The organism is Stenotrophomonas sp. RS-48, from assembly GCF_030053245.1.
Classification (GTDB): domain Bacteria; phylum Pseudomonadota; class Gammaproteobacteria; order Xanthomonadales; family Xanthomonadaceae; genus Stenotrophomonas; species Stenotrophomonas maltophilia_P.
Window position 1 is genome coordinate 21,154 of record NZ_JASGBV010000082.1, and the last position, 20,624, is coordinate 41,777.

Below are 20,624 nucleotides of genomic sequence, written 5' to 3' on the forward strand. Positions count from 1 at the left end.
CGTCTCCTTATTCCCAGCAACGGTCGGCGCGACCCTTGGCAGTCTGCGCGCGCGGGCAGTCGCGTGGCGTGATGCGGCCTTCGGTCAGCTCCGTGCGCTGCTTGCCCCCGCTGGCGTCACGGTGCAGCTCGAAAGCATCGTACAGCTGCCCGGTCACCGTGCGCGCCTCATAGCGCAGGTGCTGCGGATCGATGCGCAGCACCTGGAACAGCTGGGTGTCCTCGGCCACCGGGGCCATCGTCCTTCGGGCTTCATCGGAAAGACGGTACTGCTTCGGTCCCGCCACGGTCACCACGTACTGCGGTGTGGCGGCCTGTCCTTCGCCACGGCGGCCATAGGTGTGGTCGTGCCCCTGCAGCACCAGATCCACCTGGTGACGACGCACCACCGGCAGCAGCACGTCACGCAATGCGGCGTTCTCGCGGCCTTCGCGCGGCGAGTAGAAGGGCTGGTGCAGCATTACGATGGTCCACGGCTGCGGATTGCCGGACAGCACCTTGTCCAGCCAGTGTGCCTGGGCCTGGGCGGTGCCGAGATCGAGTGCCGAGGTTCCATCAAGCACCGCCACGCGCACGCCCTGCGCATCGAACCAGTAGCTGGTCTGCTGCGCGGCAGCGGCGCCATTGCCCGGCAGTGCGAAGGTCACCGGCCAGTGCCGGCCCAGCACACGGCGTTCCTGCGGAGTGTCCTCGAACTCCTCGAAATACTCGTGATTGCCGATGGCAGGCGCCACCAGTGTTTCCTGCGCCAGCCAGGCGGTGGCAGCGAACCATTCGCCCCATTCACTGTCGTCCACACCGTCGCCGCCGCTGACCAGATCACCCGCGAACAGGCTCAGGCGAGCATCTGGTGCCGCCTTCTGCGCGGCCCGGATCACGCGGCTGACGTGACTGAGATTCTTGTTCTGGGTATCGCCGAAGTACAGCAGCGTCAGCGGCTGCCCGGCGGTGGCCAGCGTGCGCAGCTGGTTCCATGCACTCCAGCCCGCCTTGCCCTGCACGCGGTAGATGTATGCGGTATCCGGCTGCAGGCCATCGATGTCAACGCGGTGATGGTGAGACAGGCCGTTCTCGGTCTGCAGCGCCTGCGTGGTCGCGCGCAGCGCGCGAATACCTTCGATGGCCGGCGAATCGCCGGCACGCGCGATCTCCAGCAGTGGCGCCTGTACGCTGCCATCCGTACGCCAGGCCACGGCGAATCCGTGGCTGGGGTCGGCCGAGGGCGAGGCAACGATACGATCCGGCAGTGGCGATGCCGCATAGTGGCGGCTGCCCGCCGGCACCTGCGTGTTGGGTTCGGCCGCCGCGGTGACCAGCAGAGGCAGGGCCAGCAGCAGGCTGGCGACGAACGCGCGCGTGCTGTGCCGCCTCATGCGCCACACTCCAGCGGCAGCGCCAGCTGCCTGGCAATGCTTTCCCAGTCAAAGGCGACCACGCCCTGATCGTCATGCACCGCATACAGCGCACCGTGCGGGAACCGCGTGCTGGGCTGCTGCATCAGCCAGATGCCATCGGTGTTGGCCACGGTATTGCCCTGGAAGGCACCGACCGGCTTCAGCGTGTGCCGATCGAACAGATGGAACACGCTGCGCTGCTTGCCCTGCTCGGTGGTGATCCACCAGCCGTCCTTGCCGCAGGTCCGCAGGGTCACCCCTTCGGCCTGCGCCTTGAACACGTCACGGCCGAAGGTGGTGCCGGTGAAGCGGCCTGCCAGCGTATAGACCTTGAACTCGCTGGCGTAGCTCTCATCCTCTTCGGCAATCAGCAGACGGTCGTTGTCCGGATCGCCCCAGATCGATTCGACCACGCGCAGCGCACCGGCCTCACTGGTGTCGCCGATGTCGGCGATGCGCTTCGCGTCGATCTTCGCGCCGTCGCGGGAAACGTGGTACTGGCGCACGCGCTTGTCCAGTTCCGCCAGCGGCGGCAGGATGTCGCGGCCCTGTGCGTCCTCGCCGTTGTCCCAGGAGTCCGTGACGTAGACGCTGTAGCCGTCCGCCCTGCGATCGACCCACAGCCCGTAGGGTTTGCGCAGATCTTCGGCAGCGAACGTCGCCAGCGGTGTGAAGTCCGGCAGGGACAGGACCTGGACCCGGTGATTGTCGCGTTCCACGATCCACAACAGGTCGTCGGTCACGGCGATGCCATTGGGGCGATCGAACTGTCCAAGGCCGGTACCGGTGGCACCGACGTCGCGCAGGTGACGGCCGGTGCTGCCGTCATACACCACCAGTTTGTCGGTGGCCTTGGCGGTGGCGATCAGCCAGATCTGCCCGTCCGGCGTGCGCCAGGTTGCGGGCGAATCGATGTTGTCGGCGGGCGTGAGTGGCGACACGAACGCCTCGGCAACGGTGGCCACCGTGCGCGCCGGAGGCGTCGGCGACGCCGCATGTGCTGCCGGCGCACGGTCGGCCGCTGGCGTGCAGCCCACGACCAGCGCGGTTGCGATCGCTGCCACGAGCCCCGGAATGTGCCGCCCCATCACAGCGCCACCTTCAGGCCCAGCGCGTAGGTGCGGCCATATTCTTCCATCTGCAGCGTGCGCGAGCGCGTGCCCTGGTACAGCTCCAACGGCTTGTCCAGCAGGTTCTGCGCCTCGAAGTACAGGCTGACGCGCGGGCTGAACCGATAATCCAGCGAGAAGTCGAGCTGCGTGTTGGGTGCCACGTAGATGTCGAATGCACGGCCCTTGCCGATGCTGTCCAGATATTCGCTGCGGTACACCGCAGCCAGGCGGGTGCTCAGTCCATATTTCTCGTAGCCGACATGCGCGCTGTACACGTGCTTGGAGGCACGCGGCAGCGTGAAGTCCTCGCCGGCACGGTCCGCGATGCCGGCATCGAATTCGGTATCCAGCCAGGTGCCGCTGGCCCCGACCAGAAGACCGTCGAAGCCTGCCGGCAGGAAGGCCAGCTGCTGCTGCCAGTTGAACTCGGCGCCGCGTACCGTGGCCTTGCGGCCATTGATCGGCTGGGTCACGTCGAAGCCGTCGTAGTCCGGATCATTGGTACGCACGGTTTCCACGATATAGCCGTCGATGGACTTGTGGAACAGGCCAAGCGAAACGATGCCGGTGCTGCCGATGTACTTTTCCACCGACAGGTCGATGTTCTTCGACTCGTACGGATCCAGCTCGGGATTGCCCAGCCGCACTTCCTCGTCGCCGCGGCTGTAGCCCACACGGGGCGAAACGTCGCCGAAGGACGGGCGCGAGACGGTCTTGTTGGCCGAGGCGCGCAGCACCCAGTCATCGGCTGCGTCGTAGCGCAGATGCAGGCCCGGCAGCACATTGGTGTAGCTGTTGTTGGCCACGCGCGGGGTGACGGTGAAGCTGCGCCCGTTGGCCGCCACCTCGACCTGGTTGCCCACCGCCCTGAAACGGGTGTTCTCCACGCGTGCGCCGCCGATGATGCGCAGCGCGCCGATATCCCAGGTCCCCATCGCATAGCTGGCGAAGATGTCTTCGCTGGCCACATAGTCCTCTTCCAGCGATGCCAGGGCATTGGCGCCGGCATCCTGCGGCCGGGCGCTGTACTGGCTGCCATTGGCCGCCCAGTACGCCCGCATCGCCGCCGAATCCATGCCATCGCCCAGGTTGCCATGGCGATGCTCGGGGGCCGACGTGGTCCAGCTCGAAAGTGCCACCTTCGGGCCCACCCGCAGCTCACGCTCGTCGGTATTGACATCGCGGTCGCGCCAGCGGCCCAGCAGGCCGAACTTCAGGCTGCTGCTGTCGCCGTCGAAGCGTACGTTGACCTGCGCGCTGTGCTCCTTGTCGTTGACCTGCTTGGGCGAAAGCACGAAGCGGTCGAAGGCGTAGTTGCCGTTGTCCAGCCACTGCGGGTTGTCGAAACTGTAGGTCGGCAGCCGGCTGCGCTGGTCCAGGGTGCCGTTGAAGTCATCACCATCCAGTGTGAACCGCGCCTCCATCTCGTCGTTCACCCGCTCCTCGGTGCGGGTGTAGCCGATACGGTAATCGACCACCGCGCTGGTCAGCCGGTTCTCGCCACCGAGGCTGGCTGCGAAGGTGTTCTCCTTCTTGGTGCGGTAACGCATGCGCTTGTCGATCGCATCGCCCGGCATGTCATCCAGCCGGTACTGGTCGGTGCCGGTGCGCACCATGTCGGCATCGTCGAAATTGAAGATCACCCGCTGGCGGGTCTCGGCATCGTCGAACTGGCTGTACAACGTGCGCAGGTAGTACTTGCTGTCTTCATTCGGGCGCCAGTCCAGGTTGAGGTTGGCGCCGATGCGCTTGCGCTCGATCTCGTACTTGCGGTGCTGCAGGTTGATCGCGGTGACATCCCCCGGTGCAGCATCATCCTCGCCGTCGTACTCCACTTCGGTGTTGTCCGATTCAAACCTGCGCTTCTGGTAGTTCACGCCCAGCGCGATGCCGAACGTATCGGCGAACACTTCGCTGTAGTTGAAGGCGGCCTTCGGGCTGGTTTCGCCCGAGAGCTGCTGGTGGCTGCCCTCGATCTTGGCACGCAGGCTGCGCCCGTCGCGATCGAATGCCGAGGCCGATTCGACCAGGACCGCACCGCCGATCGCGTCGCCGGGCATGTCCGGCGTTGGCGACTTGACCACGCGCAGCCGCTCGGTGGAGTCGGAGGGAATGACATCCAGCGGTGCAGCGCGGCTGGAGTCCTCCGGCGTACCCACGGCGATTCCATCGACGCTGACGCTGTTGAGGTTGGCGTCCAGGCCCCGGATGACCACGAAACGGCCTTCGCCCTGGTCGCGGGTGACGCTGATGCCGGGTAGACGCTGCAGCGATTCGGCCACGTTCTTGTCCGGATACTGGCCAAGGGCGTCGGAAGACACGGCGTCTTCGATCGCGTCGCTGCTGCGCTTCAGATCGACCGCGCGGATCTGCGATTCGAGCTGCGCACGCACCTCGACGCGGTCCAGGTCGATCGCATCGACCGCCGCTGCCCCCGTGGCGGCGACCGTCTGCTGCGCGGCGGCCTGCAGCGGAGCGCTGGCCCCCATCGCCAGGGTCAGCGTGATGGCAACGGCCAACGGAGTCTTGATATGCACTGGGAATCCCCATTCCTGTTAAGAATGGGTCTGGACGGTATGTCCGCAAGGTTGCATGGCCATGACAGACGCCCTCGATCCGCGCCCGCTGGCTGCGCTCCGTTTGGGGTTCCGCACCCCGATCCGGCAGAATGATCGCCTCTCCCTTCCCCCTTTTCCGACCATGAAGATCGTCGAAGTGCGCCACCCGCTGGTGCAGCACAAGATCGGCCTGATGCGCAACGCCGCGCTCAGCACCAAGGATTTCCGCGAACTGGCCAACGAGCTGGGCACGCTGCTGGCCTATGAGGCCACCGCTGACCTGGACACCGAGCCGCACACCCTGCCCGGCTGGGCCGGTCCGGTGACCGTGCAGCGCATCGCTGGCGCCAAGATCACCGTGGTGCCGATCCTGCGCGCCGGCCTGGGCATGCTCAGCGGCGTACTGTCGCTGATCCCTGCCGCCCGCGTGAGTGTGGTCGGCCTGCAGCGCGATGAGGAAACCCTGCAGCCGGTGCCGTACTTCGAGCGCCTCACCGGGCGCCTGGAAGAGCGCGATGCGCTGATCCTGGACCCGATGCTGGCCACGGGCGGCACCCTGATCGCCACCATCGACATGCTCAAGCGGGCCGGTGCGCGACGCATCAAGGGCATTTTCCTGGTCGCCGCTCCGGAGGGCATCGACGCGGTCAAGGCAGCGCATCCGGATGTGGAGATCTACACGGCGGCAATCGACGCCCAGCTCAACGAAAAGGGCTACATCCTGCCGGGCCTCGGCGACGCGGGCGACCGCATCTTCGGCACCCGCGTCGGCTGACCGGTGCGGCGGGGTCAGATCCCTTTCGCAGAAAGGGCTCCGACCCCGGCACTCACCCCAGTGCGCGCGCCTTCAGTTCACCCTGCTCGTGCAGGGTCACGAAACGCCCCTTGTCGTCGCGACCCAGCTGGGCCAGTGCGACCTGCGGGTCGTGGGTAAAGAACAGATGCACGTTGCGCGCCAGCTTGTCCTCCAGGAACTGCCGCTTCTCGTCGATCAGCAGTTCCGCGTTGCGGTCATATCCCATGGTGATCGGCACGTGCACCCACGAGCGCCCCGGAATCAGGTCAGCGCAGAACACCACGCCACCGCGAGCGACCTCGCCTGCATGCCCATGGCCGACGATCTCGGCCAGCATCAGCCCCGGCGTATGCCCATCGCTGTAGCTGAAACGCACGCTGCGCCCCAGCGCCCTGGAGAACTCGCCGTCGACCACTTCCAGGCGCCCACTGGCCTGCAGCAGCCCGGGCAGCTCCGGGATGAAACTGGCGCGGTCGCGCGGGTGCGGCTGAAGTGCGCGCTGCCAGTGCTGTGCACCGACCACATAGGTGGCATTGGGAAACAGCAGTTCGGGCTCGCGCCCCTCGCTCCATGCTGCCAGCAGGCCGCCGGCGTGGTCGAAGTGCAGGTGGCTGAGGACCACCACGTCGATGTCCTCGTGTTCGAAGCCCGCCTCACGCAGCGAATCGATCAGCACGTGCTGGCTTTCCTGCACGCCATAGCGCTCGCGCATGCGCGGATCGAAGAACGCGCCGATGCCGGTTTCAAACAGGACCGTCTTGCCTTCCAGCGGGCTGGCCAACAGCGCGCGGCATGCCAGCTCGATACGGTTCAGCTCATCCGGTGCCGCCCATTTTTCCCACAACGCACGGGGTGCGTTGCCGAACATCGCACCGCCGTCGAGGCGCTGCGAGTTACCACGAATCGACCAGAGTTTCATGCGCCGATTATCGTCGGCAGGCCGTTAAATAATCGCTAGAAAGAAACTGCAGCGCCCTGCCGTTGCGGGCAGGGCGCTGCGGCTCACCGTCGGCCGGATGGGACCCGGCGAGCCCGACCGTTACCTGCCGGGCACCACCTGGGCGCTGCCGACCGGGTTGCGCGGATCGCTGCCGCCGAACAACCGGTTGCTCCTGCGATCCCATTCCACCGTCTGCAGATTGCCCCAGACGTGGCTGGAGCCGCGACCACCGGCGGCGACATTCCCCGGCAGATCGATCTTGTGGCCCATCGCCTGCAGCTGCTTCACGGTGGCCGCGTCGAACGCGTTGTCTTCGGCCTCGATCAGGTCCGGCAGCCACTGGTGGTGGTAGCGCGGCAGCGCCGCGACCTGCTGCGCGTCCAGGCCGGCGTCGTAACCAAGGATGCCCAGCAGCACCATGGTGATGATGCGGCTGCCGCCGGGGGTGCCCAGCACCACGACCTTGTCGGCGTTCTCCATGAAGGTCGGCGTCATCGAGCTGAGCATGCGCTTGCCCGGCTTCGGTGCGTTGGCCTCGTAGCCCATCACGCCGAACGCATTGGGCGTGCCCGGCTTCAGCGCGAAATCATCCATCTCGTTGTTCAGCAGCACACCGGTGCCCTTGGGTATCAGGCCCGAGCCGTACAGCAGGTTGACGGTCTGGGTGGCGCCGACGCGGTTGCCATCACGGTCGATGATCGAGAAATGGGTGGTCTCGTCGTCCTCCAGTGGCGTCGGATTGCCCGACAGCAGGTCGCTGGGCGTGGCCTTCTCCGGATGGATGGTGGCACGCAGGCCCTGCGCGTAATCCTTGCTGGTCAGCACTTTCTGCGGGATCTGCACGAAGTCCGGATCGCCCAGGAAGAACGTGCGGTCGCGGTAGGCACGCCGCATCGATTCGACTACCAGATGGGCGCGGTGCGCCGGATCCATCTGCTTGATGTCCCAGCCTTCCAGGATCTGCAGCATGCTGGCCAGGGCGATGCCACCGGACGACGGCGGCGGCGCCGTGGTGATCTTCCAGCCGTTGTAGTCGAAGACGATCGGCTCGCGCTGCTTCACCCGGTAGCCGGCCAGCTCCTCGGCGGTCCAGCGGCCACCGGCCTGCTTCACCCCGGCCAGCAGCAGCTTGCCGGTCTGGCCCTTGTAGAAGCCATCGAAGCCACCCGCCGCCAGCCGCTCCAGTGTCTGCGCCAGTTCCGGCTGCCGGAACACATCACCGGTGGCGATCGGCCTGCCGTTGCGCAGGTACACCTCGCGGGTCCCGGGGTAACGCTCCATCACCTCGCGGCGCGAGGCATAGCCCTTGGCCATCCGCTCGTACACCGGGAAGCCGTCGCGGGCGATGCGGATGGCCGGTTGCAGCGAAACCGCCAGGGGCAGCCTGCCGTGCCGGGCCGAAAGCTCCACCAGCGCCGCAGGTAGGCCGGGGATACCCGCCGACCAGGCGCCGTTGACCGAGCGGTCGCGGTCCAGGTTGCCCTTCCCGTCAAGGAAGGCCTGCGGCGTGGCGGCGGCCGGCGCGGTCTCGCGCGCATCCAGCATCACGTCCTTGCCGGTGGCCGCGTCATGCAGCAGGAAGAAGCCGCCACCGCCCAGGCCGGAACTGATCGGCTCGACCACCGCCAGCGTCGAGGACACCGCCACTGCGGCGTCGAACGCGTTGCCTCCCTGCGCAAGGATGTCCACGCCGGCCTGGGTGGCCAGCGCGTGGCCGCTGGCAATCGCAGCGCCATCGGGACGTTCGGCACGGGCCGGCGCATCGGCCCAGGCAAGCGGGCTCAGCAACAGGCCGAGCAGCAGTACGGGACGGACGAGCAGCGTCTTCATTCGGATGGGGGCTCCGCGTAGAGTTCGGGATGATCGTGCTGCAGCCGGCGCAGTTTGGCCAGCAGCTGGTCTTCCGTTTCCACGATCTCCGGGTCCGGATCGATGCATTCGACCGGGCAGACGACCACGCACTGTGGCTCGTCGAAATGGCCCACGCACTCGGTACAACGGGCGGGGTCGATCACGTAGATGGTTTCACCCATCGCAATGGCCTGGTTCGGGCAGGCCGGCTCGCAGACGTCGCAGTTGACGCAGAGCTCATTGATTTTCAGCGACATGGCGATACTCCTCGCCCGCGCCTTGGGACAAAGGACCGGCCAGCGCGGGCGCGCGGGCCGGTCAGGTCATCGGTGGCGCCCGCTACAGGCGCCACCCGGGCCACGTTGCAACGTGGCCGCCACGGCTCGGTCTTACTTGGCTTCGACGAAAATGTACTCGGCACCGGTCGGCTGCACGGCCGCCTGCACGCGGGCGTTGTCGGCCGACTGGCCGATGAAGACGACGCGCACGCCCTTCATCGAATCCGGCGACACGTCCTTGAACACGGCCTGGATCATGTCCGCCATCTTGCCCGAGGCCGACGAACCGAAGGCCAACATGTTGCCCGGCTGCACGCCACGGGCCACGGCCTGGGTCGCGCTCTCGGTCTGGCGCTCGTACTTGGCCTGGAAGTCCGGGTCCGATTCCGGCGAGAGGTAGTACAGGAACGGGCTGTTGGAGATGTTGCCCATGTTCTGGATGGCGACTTCCTGCAGGTACTTCTTCCAGCCTGCGTCGTCGTCCTTGGACGGGGCGACCAGCGCCTGCTTGGCTTCGTCGACCGGAGCGGCCTCTTCCTTCTTGCAGGCGGTGAAGGCCAGGGCCAACGAGGCGATCAGCATCGCGCGCATGGTGGTGTTCATGGTTTCCTCCCGGAATGGTGCGTGGTGTTGTACGTAAGGGGTGCGGGTACGGCGGGGCTTATGACTGGGTCGATTTCGCCTCGCGGACCCTGCGCAGGGCTTCAAGCACCGCGGCCGGCACGAAGCCGGACACGTCGCCGCCCAGGCGCGCGATCTCGCGGACCAGCGAAGACGAAATGAAGCTGTGCTGCTCGGCCGGCGTCAGGAACAGGGTCTCGACTTCCGGGATCAGGTGGCGGTTCATGCTCGCCATCTGGAACTCGTATTCAAAGTCCGACACCGCGCGCAGGCCGCGCAGCAGGACCCCGCCCTGGACGGAGCGTACGAAATGGGCCAGCAGGGTATCGAACCCGCAGACCTCGACGTTGCCATGGTGGCCCAGGGCATCCCGGGCCAGCTGCACGCGCAGTTCCAGCGGCAGGGTCGGCCCCTTGGACGGGCTCTGCGCCACGCCGACCACGACCTTTTCAAACAGCGGCGCGGCCCGGTTCACCAGGTCGATATGACCGTTGGTGATCGGATCGAACGTGCCGGGGTAGACGGCAATGCGGCGGTTGGCCACGGTCATGGGCGGTTGCAGATGTTCAGATGAAGTCAAAGTGTAGCAGCGGCGCGGCGGTACAGGGCAAAGCGCACCTCACGGGTGCCGCCCTCGCGGTGCAGCAGCCAGTCCGGCGGCAGCACCGGGACGTGACCGGCCGGCGACTCCAGGTAGAGCCAGGCGTCGGCTGCCAGATGCCGCGGCAGCTGGGCCAGCACGTCCTGCCAGAGGCCATCGGCGAACGGCGGGTCGATGAACACCAGATCCGCCTGCTGCGCGGGCGCGCCCTGCAGCCAGCGCAGGGCATCGGCCTGGACCACGGTGATCTGCGCGCTGGCCTGCAGCTTGGCGACGGCGGCCGACAGATTGCGGCCGAGCTGGGCATCGCGCTCGACCAGGGTGGCGTGAGCGGCGCCGCGCGAGACGGCTTCCAGGCCCAGCGCGCCGCTGCCGGCAAACAGGTCCAGCACGCGGGCCCCGGCCAGTCGGGGCATCAGCCAGTTGAACAGGGTCTCGCGCACACGGTCACTGCTGGGCCGCAGGCCCGGCAGGTTCGGCACCGGCAGGCGGGTATTGCGCCAGCGCCCGCCGATGATGCGAACCTGGCCGTCATTGCCTCCACGGCCGCTCATCGGGGCCACCGGCGAAGGGTGTTCGAGAATTTCAGCATGAGCGGGATTGTAGTTCGGCCGGGCGGCGCCCGGCACCCGCAGAAGCCAGAGCAACGGCTGGAGCAACGGCTGGAGCAACGGCAAAGGCTGGTTTCCTGGGGGTTGGCGGGGTGGGTCAGGTTGTGGGGGACGCCGTGAACCCATCCCTGGGGGCTTGGCCGCGGCATCCATGCCGCGGACACCCCCACAACCTGATCCACCCCGCCTTCGACCGTTTCCTGCGATCTGTCGGAACGGCTCTTGGGGTCAGATCCGTTTTCCTGTGGAAAACGGATCTGACCCTGGCTTGGATCTCGAGATCTGAGAGATTTCATCCACGCACGGCGTGGATCTAGTGGCCACCGGCCAACTGTCGAAGGCGGGGCACTGTGGGTTCGCGGGGTGTGAGCCGCATGGATGCGGCGACCAAGCCTCCATGGACGGATTCACGGCGCCCCCGCGAACCCACAGTGCCCCGCCATCCCACGGAGTGCCCGCTCTTGCTTTGGCTCTGGCCTCTGCGGGTGCAGGGCGCCGCCCTGCCCGACCAACCCCCTTGATTTCGGGACAATCACCCCTACCCCTTGGCGAGGCCGCACGCGCTGGCGCGGCACTGCACACGGAGCCCTATCGATGACCGAGACGACCCAGACCGAAACCCTTGGCTTCCAGACCGAAGTCAAGCAGCTGCTGCAGCTGATGATCCACTCGCTGTACTCCAACAAGGAGATCTTCCTGCGCGAGCTGGTGTCCAATGCCGCCGACGCGGCCGACAAGCTGCGCTTCGAGGCGCTGACCCAGCCGTCCCTGCTGGAAGACGACAGCGACCTGCGCGTGCGCGTCAGTTTCGACCCGGCCGCCCACACCATCACCATCGAGGACAACGGCATCGGCATGAGCCGCGCCGAGGCCATCGCCCACCTCGGCACCATTGCCAAGTCCGGTACCGGCGACTTCCTGCGCCAGCTGTCCGGCGACCAGAAGAAGGACTCGCAGCTGATCGGCCAGTTCGGTGTCGGCTTCTACAGCGCGTTCATCGTCGCCGACGAAGTCGAAGTCACCTCGCGGCGGGCCGGCCTGGCCAGCAGCGAAGGCGTGCGCTGGACCTCGCGCGGCGAAGGCGACTTCGACGTCGCGACCCTCGACAAGCCCGAGCGCGGCACCCGCATCGTGCTGCACCTGAAGGACGGCGAACACGACTTTGCCGATGGCTGGCGCCTGCGCAGCATCCTCAAGAAGTACTCCGACCACATCGGTCTGCCGATCCAGATGCCGAAGGAAGGGGGTGAAGAGGGCGCGGCGGTCGAATGGGAAACCGTCAACCGTGCCAGCGCGCTGTGGACCCGTCCGCGCACCGAGATCAGCGACGCCGAGTACAGCGAGTTCTACAAGCACGTGGCACACGACCACAGCGATCCGCTGGCGTGGAGCCATAACAAGGTCGAAGGCAAGCTGGAGTACACCTCGCTGCTGTACGTGCCGGGCCGTGCACCGTTCGATCTGTATCACCGCGATGCGCCCAAGGGCTTGAAGCTGTATGTCCAGCGGGTGTTCGTGATGGACCAGGCCGAGCAGTTCCTGCCGCTGTACCTGCGCTTCATCAAGGGCGTGGTCGATTCCAACGACCTGTCGCTGAACGTCTCGCGCGAGATCCTGCAGTCCGGCCCGGTCATCGATTCGATGAAGGCCGCGCTGACCAAGCGCTCGCTGGACATGCTGGAGAAGCTGGCAACCGACAAGCCCGAGCAGTACGCCACGTTCTGGAAGGAATTCGGCCAGGTGCTGAAGGAAGGACCGGCCGAGGACTACAACAACCGCGAGAAGGTGGCCGGCCTGCTGCGCTTCGCCTCCACCCGTGGCGAGGGCGATGCCCAGACCGTCTCGCTGGCCGACTACATCGGTCGCATGGCCGAAGGCCAGGACAAGATCTACTACCTGACCGGCGAGAGCTACAGCCAGGTCCGCAACAGCCCGCACCTGGAAGTGTTCCGCAAGAAAGGCGTGGAAGTGCTGCTGCTGACCGACCGCATCGACGAATGGCTGATGGGTTACCTGACCGACTTCGACGGCAAGGGCTTTGTCGACATCGCCCGTGGCGACCTCGACCTCGGCGCGCTGGAGACCGAGTCGGACAAGCAGGAACAGGAAGCGGCGGCCAAGGACAAGCAGGCCCTGATCGAGCGGCTGAAGGCGGTGCTTGGCGACGACGTGGCCGAAGTCCGCGTGTCGCACCGGCTGACCGATTCGCCAGCGGTGCTGGCCATCGGTGAACAGGATCTGGGGCTGCAGATGCGCCAGATCCTGGAAGCCAGCGGCCAGAAGGTGCCTGACAGCAAGCCGGTGCTGGAGATCAATCCGGGGCACCCGTTGATCGCCAAGCTCGATGGCGAGGCCGACGGTGATCGTTTCGATGATCTCGGCCGCGTGCTGTTCGACCAGGCCGCGCTCGCGGCCGGCGACAGCCTGAAGGACCCGGGCGCCTACGTTGCGCGCCTGAACAAGCTGCTGCTGGAACTGTCGGCCTGACACGCTGGGTGGTCGCCGGGCATGGCCCGGCGCTGCCCGGCGCTGGCTGTCATCTGCCAGGCCGGGCTGCTCAGGCCCGGCGATCCAGCAGCGACCCCAGCATCTGGTCCTGGCGGCGGACCAGCGAAGCGTTGGCGGCGAAGGCCACCACCTCCGCGTTTGCCGCCAGCAGATCAGCCAGCGGCGCGGCGGGATCGGCGCCGGCAGCGGTCACCCGGGTCTGCACCCCACCCTGCTCCACCGCCGCGCGCTGCACCTGCAGGCGCGGTGCATCGGCTGTCGCCAGGTTGGCCACGTTGTGCGCGGCCACCTGCACGCCTTGCCCTGCTGCCCGCATGCCGCTCCAGGCCGTTGCCATCAGGTTGTCCATGGCGGTCTCCGGGCCGCCCGGTGCAGCCCTCCGAAGCCATTAGCGGCTGCCCGGCCGCGACCTTGAGTCCACATCGGGCAGACGGGCCCGGGTGGTAGCATATCCCTCTGATTTCAGCGCCTTTTGCCAATGCTCAGTTTTTTCCGCCGCAAGAAGCCCCAGGACGCCGCCACACCGGACGCGCCCAAGACCCAGCACTACTCGGCTGAAGAGCTGGCGGCGGCATTCCCGTCGGCCGCGCCCGTCGAGGACACCACGGTCGTAGCCGACGCCCCGCCAGCCGTGGCTCCGGCTGAGGCGGTGCCCGTCCCAGCGCCGCCCGCCGCTGCCCCGGCGTCCCCGCCGGCGCCGGCAGCGACCGAACGCGTCCTGGCACCGGAAGACTTCGAGGCCGAGGCACGTGCCGCCGCAGCCGTGCTCGCCCCGCTGGCTCCGGTGATCCCCGCACAGCAGCCCTCCGCACCGGCCGCCGACCTGCCGGTGCTGGTGGATGCCGCACCGGCCCCCGCCGGCAAGTCCGGCTGGCGCGAACGCCTGCGCAACAGCGTCATCGCGCGCAGCTTTGGCGGCCTGTTCTCGCGCAATCCCAAGCTCGACGATGACCTGCTGGACGAACTGGAAACCGCGCTGATCACCGCCGATGTCGGCGTCGGTGCGACCACCGAGCTGGTCGAAGGCCTGCGCAGACGCATGAAGGCACGTGAGTTCGCCGATGCCAACGCACTGCTGGGCGCACTGCGTGCCGACCTGATCGCGATCCTGCGGCCGGTCGCCAGGCCACTGGTGATCGATCGCAACGCCAGGCCCTTCGTGGTGCTGACCGTTGGCGTCAACGGTGTCGGCAAGACCACCACCATCGGCAAGCTGGCCAAGCGCTTCAAGGACGACGGGCACAGCCTGATGCTGGCCGCCGGCGATACCTTCCGTGCCGCTGCCGTGGCCCAGCTGCAGGCCTGGGGCGAGCGCAACGGCGTGGCCGTGGTGGCCCAGGGCCAGAACGCCGACGCCGCCTCGGTGGCCTACGACGCGCTGCAGGCCGGCAAGGCGCGCGGCACGTCGGTGCTGATTGCCGATACCGCCGGCCGCCTGCATACCCAGTCCGGCCTGATGAACGAGCTGGGCAAGATCCGTCGTGTGCTCGGCAAGATCGATCCCGCTGCGCCGCACGAGGTGCTGATGGTGATCGACGGCACCACCGGCCAGAACGCGCTGTCGCAGCTGCGCCAGTTCAACGCCGCGGTGAACGTGACCGGCCTGGTGGTGACCAAGCTGGACGGCACCGCAAAGGGCGGCGTGGTGTTCGCACTGGCCCGCGAGTTCGGCATTCCGATCCGTTTCGCCGGCATCGGTGAACGCCCGGAAGATCTGCGTGAATTCGATCCGGAAGCCTTCGTCGACGCGCTGCTGCCCGAAGCGCTTGGCAGTGCCTGAGGCCACCGTCGTGCCTGCGGGCGACCCGTTCGTCGCCCGCCTGCTGCACTGGTTCGACGACCACGGCCGCCACGACCTGCCCTGGCAGCATCCGCGCAGCCCCTATCGGGTCTGGTTGTCGGAGATCATGCTGCAGCAGACCCAGGTGGCCACGGTCATCCCCTACTTCCAGCGGTTCCTGCAGCATTTCCCGACCCTGCCCGCGCTGGCCGCGGCCAGCAACGATGCAGTGATGGCGCAGTGGGCCGGGCTGGGCTACTACGCCCGTGCGCGCAACCTGCATGCGGCGGCCCAGCGCTGCGTGGAACTGCATGAGGGCGAACTGCCGCGTGATTTCGACGCGCTGCATGCGCTGCCCGGCATCGGCCGCAGCACCGCAGGCGCGATCCTCAGCCAGGCCTGGAACGACCGGTTTCCGATCCTCGACGGCAACGTCAAGCGCGTGCTCAGCCGGTATCACGGCATCGAAGGCTTCCCCGGCCTGCCAGCCATCGAAAAGCAGTTGTGGGCCATCGCCGAAGCGCACGCGGCCCAGGTGCCGGATGGCCGGATGGCCGACTACACGCAGGCGCAGATGGACCTCGGTGCCACCGTGTGCAGCCGCGCCAGGCCCGCCTGCGTGATCTGCCCGCAGCAGCAGGACTGCGTGGCGCGCCGCGAAGGCCGGACCGCCGAGCTGCCCACGCCGAAGCCCGGCAAGGCCCTGCCCGAACGCGAAGCCGTGGCCCTGCTGCTGCGCGATGCCCAGCAGCGCGTGCTGCTGCAGAAGCGACCGGAGACCGGCATCTGGGCGCAACTGTGGACCCTGCCGCAGGCCGACGCCGGTGAAGCGCTGCAGGACTGGTTCGATGCACACGTGGACGGCTCGCTGGAAGATGCCGACGAGCTGCCGGTGCTGCAGCACACCTTCAGCCACTACAGGCTGCACCTGCAGATCCTGTCGCGACAGGTGCGCGGCCTGCGCGTGGAAGAATCCTCGCTGCGCTGGGTCACCGCCGACGAACTGCCGGCGCTGGGCTTGCCGGCTCCCATCCGCAAGCTGCTCGATGGCACCGCGATCAAACCGCCACAACGCAGATCCAAGAAACCCCGCAACCACGAGTGAGTGCCATGCCCCGAACCGTCTTCTGCCAGTATGAACAACGCGATGCCGAGGGCCTGGACTTCGTGCCCTATCCGGGCGAACTGGGCCAGCGCATCTTCAACCACATCGGCAAACAGGCCTGGGCGGCATGGCTGGCGCACCAGACCATGCTGATCAACGAGAACCGCCTGTCACCGCGCGACCCGAAGCACCGCGCGTTCCTGGAAGGGGAACTGGTCAAGTTCCTGTTCGAGAAGGACGCGGAGAAGCCCGCCGGCTTCATCCCGGAAGCCTGATCCGGAGATGGCGCCGGCCTAGTTCGCCGGCTCCTCGCGCTCCTGCACCTGCGCCTGCCGCAGCTCCTGTTCCGAAGCACGCAGCGCCTTCACGTCAAGCTTGCGGATGCTGCTGATGAAGCACGGCAGGCGCGGGCCTCCGGTCGGGTCACGGACCAACACCTTGTCGAAGCGGGCCGACACGCGGTTCATGCGGCTGGTCAGGCCGATGGCGGTCGCAAACGACAGATCCTGGCAGGGGCCGTTCAATTCCAGCAGGTAGGCCTCGCTGGGCCGGGTCCATACCGCCAGTGCACTGTCGCCCAGTTCGGTCCAGCCGTTGAGGCTGCCGAAGAACTGCATGTCATTCTGCGGTGCGCCGGCGTGCGCCCGGTACAGGTCCAGCCGCTCGGCACTGCTCAGGCGGCCGGTGGTCGCACACGCGGCCAGGGCAAGGCAGAGCCCTGCGATCACAAGCGGGGTCTTCATGTCGATCTCCACGGGGAACCGGGGGCCATCATGCGCCTGCCCGGGTATGGGCGGCGAGAATCCCGGCGCCACCGTTCAGGCGCCGGGAGGTGCACGTTGCCGGCCGCTCAGACGTCGGCGTGGGCCAGCTCGTGCAGGCGCCCTTCGCGCAGCTCCAGCACCCGGTCCAGGCGCCGCGCCAGACCGCGGTCGTGGGTGACCAGCACCAGGCTGGTATGGCGGGCACGATTGAGTTCGAGCATCAGGTCGAACACGGTGCCGGCCGTGCGATCGTCCAGGTTTCCGGTCGGCTCGTCGCCCAGCACGCAGGCCGGATGGTTCACCAGCGCGCGCGCCACCGCCGCACGCTGGCGCTCGCCACCGGAAAGCTCGCCCGGTTTGTGGTCCAGGCGATGGCCCAGCCCGACCGACTCCAGCAGCAGGGTCGCGCGCGCGGCCGCCTCCTCCACTTCAGGACGACCACGGACGAAGGCGGTGGCCCCGTTGACGATGCTGGCCAGCGCCGTCCCCACCACGCCCAGGCCGGCGAACATCGCCCGCTGTGACATCGGCGAATGCGAGCGGGACAGCAGCAGCGGCATCATCACGTTTTCCAGCGCGGTGAATTCCGGCAGCAGGTGATGGAACTGGTAGACAAAGCCCAGCGCCTGGTTGCGCAGCAGGCCACGTGCGGTATCCGACAGCGCCGACATGCGTTGGCCGGCCACGTACACCTCGCCGGCACTGGGTACGTCCAGTCCCCCCAGCAGGTGCAGCAGCGTGCTCTTGCCTGCACCGGACGCGCCGATGATGGCCACGGTTTCACCCGCGGTGACGGTCAGGTTCAGGCCGTCGAATACCGGGGTCTGCATGCGCCCTTCGGCATAGATCTTGCCGAGGTGCTCGGCGCGGATCACTTCCTGGCCGCGGTCAAAGGCTTCATTCATAGCGCAGGGCCTCCGCCGGCTGGGTGCGTGCCGCCCGCCAGGCGGGATACAGGGTGGCCAGGAAGCTCATCAGCAGTGCGACCACGGTGATCACCACCACGTCGCCGGTCTGCATGTCCGTCGGCAGGCCGGTGATGTAGTACACGTCTTCCGGCAGCAGCTTGACGTTGAACACGCGCTCGATGGCACCGAGGATGCGTTCCAGGTTGAAGGTCAGGGTGATGCCGCCGATCAGTCCGGCCAGCGTGCCGAAGATGCCGATCAACGAGCCCTGCACCATGAACACCTGCATCACCCCGGCCGGGGTCAGGCCAAGCGTGCGCAGGATGGCGATGTCCGCCTGCTTGTCGGTGACCAGCATCACCTGCGAGGACACCAGATTGAACGCGCCCATGGCGATGATCAGCGACAGCAGGATGCCCATCACCACTTTCTCCATGCGCAGCGAGTGGTAGAGATTGGCGTTCTGCTGGGTCCAGTCACTCACGCGATAGGCGCCGCCGAGGTTCTGCGCAAGGTCCACGCCGACTTCCAGCGAGCGGTCCATGTCGTGCAGCTTCAGGCGCACGCCGGTCGCGCCATCGGCGCGCAGTACGCGCTCGAGATCCTTCATGTTGGCGAAGCCGACGCCGCGGTCGACCTCGTTGTAGCCGGCCTCGAAAATACCGCTGACGGTGAAGCGTTTCATCCGCGGAACGGCGCCTGCAGGTGTGCCCTGCACTTCGGCGAAGGTCACCAGCACCTGGTCGCCGACATCGACGCCCAGCCAGATCGCCAGTTCCTTGCCCAGCAGCAGATTGAAGCTGCCGGGTTTCAGGCTGTCGTAGCTGCCCTTGACCACCTTCTGGTCGATCACCGACACCTTCGGCTCCAGTGCCGGGTCGATACCCTGGATGATCGCACCCTGCACGCGCGGGCCGCTGATCATCGACTGGATCTCGATATAGGGTGCGGCGCCCGCCACGCGCGGGTCCTTGTTGGCCACGTCCACCACGCGCATCCAGTCCGGCATGGGCTCGCCGTCGCGACTGATGGTGGTATGCGCCGTCATCTGCAGCAGGCGGCTGCGGATTTCCTTCTGGAAGCCGCTCATCACCGCCAGGGTGGTGATCAGCACCGTAACGCCGAGCGCGATGCCCAGGATCGATGCCATCGAAATGAAGGAGATGAAGCCGTTGCGGCGTTTGGCGCGCAGGTAGCGCAGGCCGATGGCCACGGGAATGGGTTTGAACATGCAGGCACGCCGGACGATTCAGCCTATGGTGCCATCGACCGGGCTCGACGGGAAACGGCGCGTGCGGCGACGGCCAGTCGCAGTTCACGTCGCTGCCCGGCATCGAGCACATCCGGCCAGAACAGCAGGCGCCGCTGCCGCCGCCCCTGGCGCCCATGCAGCAACAGCCACGGGCCGCGGATCACCAGCTGTGGAGCGTCCAGCGCCTGGCCTGCCACCTGCAGCGGAGCGGGCAACGCCGGCAGGCACACCCTCACCTTCGGCCGGCGCAGGCGCCAGAAGAGCTCGGCCAGGCCCAGCGCCCAGACCAGCAGTACGACGGGAACCAGGGCGTCTCGGGGCAGATCCGAAGCGCGCAGCAGCCAGGGGGCGGCGAGCAGTACCGCCAGCTGGGCACCCGCCTGCAGCCGTGAAGGGCGCCACTCAAGGCTTGAGGGCGCGGATCCTGTCCATGAGCGGGATGGCGTGCGCATGCGGGCAGACCTCGTAGCCCATGAACCAGCGCCACAATTTATCGTCCTCACAGTCGAGCAGGAACAGGAAAACCTCGCGCTCTTCGGTCGGCGCAGCGCTCCATTCGCGGTCGAGGTAACGTTCGAACAGCTGGTCCAGTTCGCGCATGCCACGCCGGCAGCGCCAGCGCAGCTTCTTCAGCAGGGTCTCTTCATCCATTGCAGGCCTCCAGATACAGCGAAGCCACGCATGGCGTGGCTCGGCTGGGGTGCGTGCGGCCGCCGTCGATGCGGCCGCATGCGGGATGGATCAGGCGCGACGCTCCATCATGAGCTTCTTGATCTCGGCAATCGCCAGCGCCGGGTTCAGGCCCTTCGGGCAGGTGCGGGCGCAGTTCATGATGGTGTGGCAGCGGTACAGCTTGAACGGATCTTCCAGATCGTCCAGGCGCGCACCGGTGTCCTCATCGCGCGAGTCGATGATCCAGCGGTAGGCCTGCAGCAGGATCGCCGGACCCAGGTAACGCTCGCCGTTCCACCAGTAGCTCGGGCAGCTGGTCGAGCAGCAGGCGCACAGGATGCACTCGTACAGGCCATCGAGCTTCTTGCGGTCTTCCGGCGACTGCAGGCGCTCGCGATCCGGCGGCGCCGGGGTCTGCGTGCGGATCCACGGCTTGATCGAGGCGTACTGCGCGTAGAAGTGGGTCAGATCCGGCACCAGATCCTTGACCACGTTCATGTGCGGCAGCGGGTAGATCGGCACTTCCTTCTTGCCGCAGTCCGCGATGGCGCGGGTGCAGGCCAGCGTGTTGGTGCCGTCGATGTTCATCGCGCACGAACCGCAGATGCCTTCGCGGCAGGAGCGACGGAAGGTCAGGGTCGGATCGATCTCGTTCTTGATCTTGATCAGCGCGTCCAGGACCATCGGGCCGCAGGCGTCCAGATCGACCTCATAGGTATCGGTGCGCGGATTGCTGTCGTCATCCGGACTCCAGCGGTAGATCTTGAAGGTACGCACGTTCTTGCCGCCGTTCTTGACGGGGAAGTGCTGGCCCCTCGTGATCTTGGAATTCTTGGGGAGTGAAAACTCGGCCATGGCTGCTCTCGTTGGCTCA

21 protein-coding genes are annotated in these 20,624 nt (G+C 67.1%); 5 read left to right on the forward strand and 16 right to left on the reverse strand.

The features are described 5' to 3' along the window. Window positions 1–7: 7 nt before the first annotated feature. From QMZ25_RS14685 to QMZ25_RS14695, 3 genes are read right to left on the reverse strand one after another with little or no spacing between them, the layout of a single operon-like run. Window positions 8–1,372 carry a metallophosphoesterase family protein gene (locus QMZ25_RS14685; protein ID WP_283219858.1) on the reverse strand — a complete coding sequence of 455 codons (1,365 nt, stop codon included), beginning with the start codon at window positions 1,370–1,372 and terminating at the stop codon, window positions 8–10. Beyond that, on the reverse strand, window positions 1,369–2,481 hold the full coding sequence (locus QMZ25_RS14690; RefSeq protein ID WP_283219859.1) for a phytase: 1,113 nt from the start codon (window positions 2,479–2,481) through the stop codon (window positions 1,369–1,371). Before QMZ25_RS14690 ends, QMZ25_RS14685 begins: the two co-directional genes overlap by 4 nt. Further along, window positions 2,481–5,042: a TonB-dependent receptor gene (locus tag QMZ25_RS14695; RefSeq protein WP_283219860.1), complete on the reverse strand. Its 2,562-nt coding sequence runs from the start codon at window positions 5,040–5,042 to the stop codon at window positions 2,481–2,483. Before QMZ25_RS14695 ends, QMZ25_RS14690 begins: the two co-directional genes overlap by 1 nt. Before the next feature lie 163 nt (window positions 5,043–5,205). Between QMZ25_RS14695 and upp the strand changes: the two genes are divergently transcribed. Then, window positions 5,206–5,838, forward strand: coding sequence for a uracil phosphoribosyltransferase (gene upp / locus QMZ25_RS14700; RefSeq protein ID WP_053517320.1), 633 nt, complete (start codon window positions 5,206–5,208; stop codon window positions 5,836–5,838). Window positions 5,839–5,890: 52 nt separating this feature from the next. On the opposite strand, the gene QMZ25_RS14705 is transcribed toward upp, so the two are convergent. The 6 genes from QMZ25_RS14705 to rsmD all read right to left on the reverse strand — a co-directional run bounded on the left by QMZ25_RS14705 (window position 5,891) and on the right by rsmD (window position 10,704). Continuing rightward, window positions 5,891–6,778, reverse strand: a complete 888-nt coding sequence (locus QMZ25_RS14705; RefSeq protein WP_074901296.1) for an MBL fold metallo-hydrolase — start codon at window positions 6,776–6,778, stop codon at window positions 5,891–5,893. Between the two features lie 120 nt (window positions 6,779–6,898). Beyond that, on the reverse strand, window positions 6,899–8,629 hold the full coding sequence (gene ggt, locus QMZ25_RS14710) for a gamma-glutamyltransferase (RefSeq protein ID WP_283219861.1): 1,731 nt from the start codon (window positions 8,627–8,629) through the stop codon (window positions 6,899–6,901). Further along, window positions 8,626–8,907: a YfhL family 4Fe-4S dicluster ferredoxin gene (locus QMZ25_RS14715; protein ID WP_053517316.1), complete on the reverse strand. Its 282-nt coding sequence runs from the start codon at window positions 8,905–8,907 to the stop codon at window positions 8,626–8,628. Before QMZ25_RS14715 ends, ggt begins: the two co-directional genes overlap by 4 nt. Before the next feature lie 132 nt (window positions 8,908–9,039). Then, a complete protein-coding gene (locus QMZ25_RS14720; RefSeq protein ID WP_053517314.1) occupies window positions 9,040–9,531 on the reverse strand; it encodes a hypothetical protein in 492 nt (163 codons plus the stop codon). A gap of 58 nt (window positions 9,532–9,589) precedes the next feature. After that, the gene (gene coaD, locus QMZ25_RS14725) at window positions 9,590–10,099 is read right to left on the reverse strand and encodes a pantetheine-phosphate adenylyltransferase (RefSeq protein ID WP_053517312.1); all 510 of its coding nucleotides are present in this window, start codon (window positions 10,097–10,099) and stop codon (window positions 9,590–9,592) included. Window positions 10,100–10,125: 26 nt separating this feature from the next. Then, window positions 10,126–10,704, reverse strand: coding sequence for a 16S rRNA (guanine(966)-N(2))-methyltransferase RsmD (rsmD, locus tag QMZ25_RS14730; RefSeq protein ID WP_053517311.1), 579 nt, complete (start codon window positions 10,702–10,704; stop codon window positions 10,126–10,128). Between the two features lie 651 nt (window positions 10,705–11,355). Here rsmD and htpG point away from each other — a divergent pair. Next, window positions 11,356–13,248 (forward strand): molecular chaperone HtpG, encoded by a 1,893-nt coding sequence (htpG, locus tag QMZ25_RS14735; protein WP_053517309.1) that lies wholly within the window; start codon window positions 11,356–11,358, stop codon window positions 13,246–13,248. Between the two features lie 70 nt (window positions 13,249–13,318). Here htpG and QMZ25_RS14740 read toward each other — a convergent pair whose 3' ends face one another. Next, the gene (locus QMZ25_RS14740) at window positions 13,319–13,618 is read right to left on the reverse strand and encodes a hypothetical protein (protein ID WP_283219862.1); all 300 of its coding nucleotides are present in this window, start codon (window positions 13,616–13,618) and stop codon (window positions 13,319–13,321) included. Window positions 13,619–13,747: 129 nt separating this feature from the next. Between QMZ25_RS14740 and ftsY the strand changes: the two genes are divergently transcribed. Genes ftsY through QMZ25_RS14755 form a run of 3 tightly spaced genes read left to right on the forward strand, consistent with a single transcriptional unit; the run spans window position 13,748 to window position 16,429 of the window. Next, on the forward strand, window positions 13,748–15,049 hold the full coding sequence (gene ftsY, locus QMZ25_RS14745) for a signal recognition particle-docking protein FtsY (protein WP_283219863.1): 1,302 nt from the start codon (window positions 13,748–13,750) through the stop codon (window positions 15,047–15,049). Next, window positions 15,042–16,154 carry an A/G-specific adenine glycosylase gene (mutY, locus tag QMZ25_RS14750; RefSeq protein WP_283219864.1) on the forward strand — a complete coding sequence of 371 codons (1,113 nt, stop codon included), beginning with the start codon at window positions 15,042–15,044 and terminating at the stop codon, window positions 16,152–16,154. Before ftsY ends, mutY begins: the two co-directional genes overlap by 8 nt. Before the next feature lie 5 nt (window positions 16,155–16,159). After that, window positions 16,160–16,429 (forward strand): oxidative damage protection protein, encoded by a 270-nt coding sequence (locus QMZ25_RS14755; RefSeq protein ID WP_065174958.1) that lies wholly within the window; start codon window positions 16,160–16,162, stop codon window positions 16,427–16,429. A gap of 18 nt (window positions 16,430–16,447) precedes the next feature. On the opposite strand, the gene QMZ25_RS14760 is transcribed toward QMZ25_RS14755, so the two are convergent. From QMZ25_RS14760 to QMZ25_RS14785, 6 genes are all read right to left on the reverse strand, one after another. Beyond that, entirely contained in the window at window positions 16,448–16,897 is a 450-nt protein-coding gene (locus tag QMZ25_RS14760; protein ID WP_053517332.1) for a DUF6491 family protein, read from the reverse strand. 107 nt (window positions 16,898–17,004) lie between these two features. Further along, the gene (locus QMZ25_RS14765) at window positions 17,005–17,823 is read right to left on the reverse strand and encodes an ATP-binding cassette domain-containing protein (protein ID WP_065174957.1); all 819 of its coding nucleotides are present in this window, start codon (window positions 17,821–17,823) and stop codon (window positions 17,005–17,007) included. Beyond that, the gene (locus QMZ25_RS14770; RefSeq protein ID WP_065174956.1) at window positions 17,816–19,057 is read right to left on the reverse strand and encodes a lipoprotein-releasing ABC transporter permease subunit; all 1,242 of its coding nucleotides are present in this window, start codon (window positions 19,055–19,057) and stop codon (window positions 17,816–17,818) included. The genes QMZ25_RS14765 and QMZ25_RS14770 overlap by 8 nt, the downstream gene beginning before the upstream one ends. Window positions 19,058–19,080: 23 nt before the next feature. Continuing rightward, window positions 19,081–19,530 (reverse strand): hypothetical protein, encoded by a 450-nt coding sequence (locus QMZ25_RS14775; RefSeq protein WP_111185440.1) that lies wholly within the window; start codon window positions 19,528–19,530, stop codon window positions 19,081–19,083. Continuing rightward, window positions 19,481–19,729 carry a succinate dehydrogenase assembly factor 2 gene (locus tag QMZ25_RS14780; RefSeq protein WP_053517299.1) on the reverse strand — a complete coding sequence of 83 codons (249 nt, stop codon included), beginning with the start codon at window positions 19,727–19,729 and terminating at the stop codon, window positions 19,481–19,483. The genes QMZ25_RS14775 and QMZ25_RS14780 overlap by 50 nt, the downstream gene beginning before the upstream one ends. 90 nt (window positions 19,730–19,819) lie before the next feature. Next, window positions 19,820–20,605, reverse strand: coding sequence for a succinate dehydrogenase iron-sulfur subunit (locus tag QMZ25_RS14785; protein WP_283219865.1), 786 nt, complete (start codon window positions 20,603–20,605; stop codon window positions 19,820–19,822). Between the last annotated feature and the right edge of the window lie 19 nt (window positions 20,606–20,624).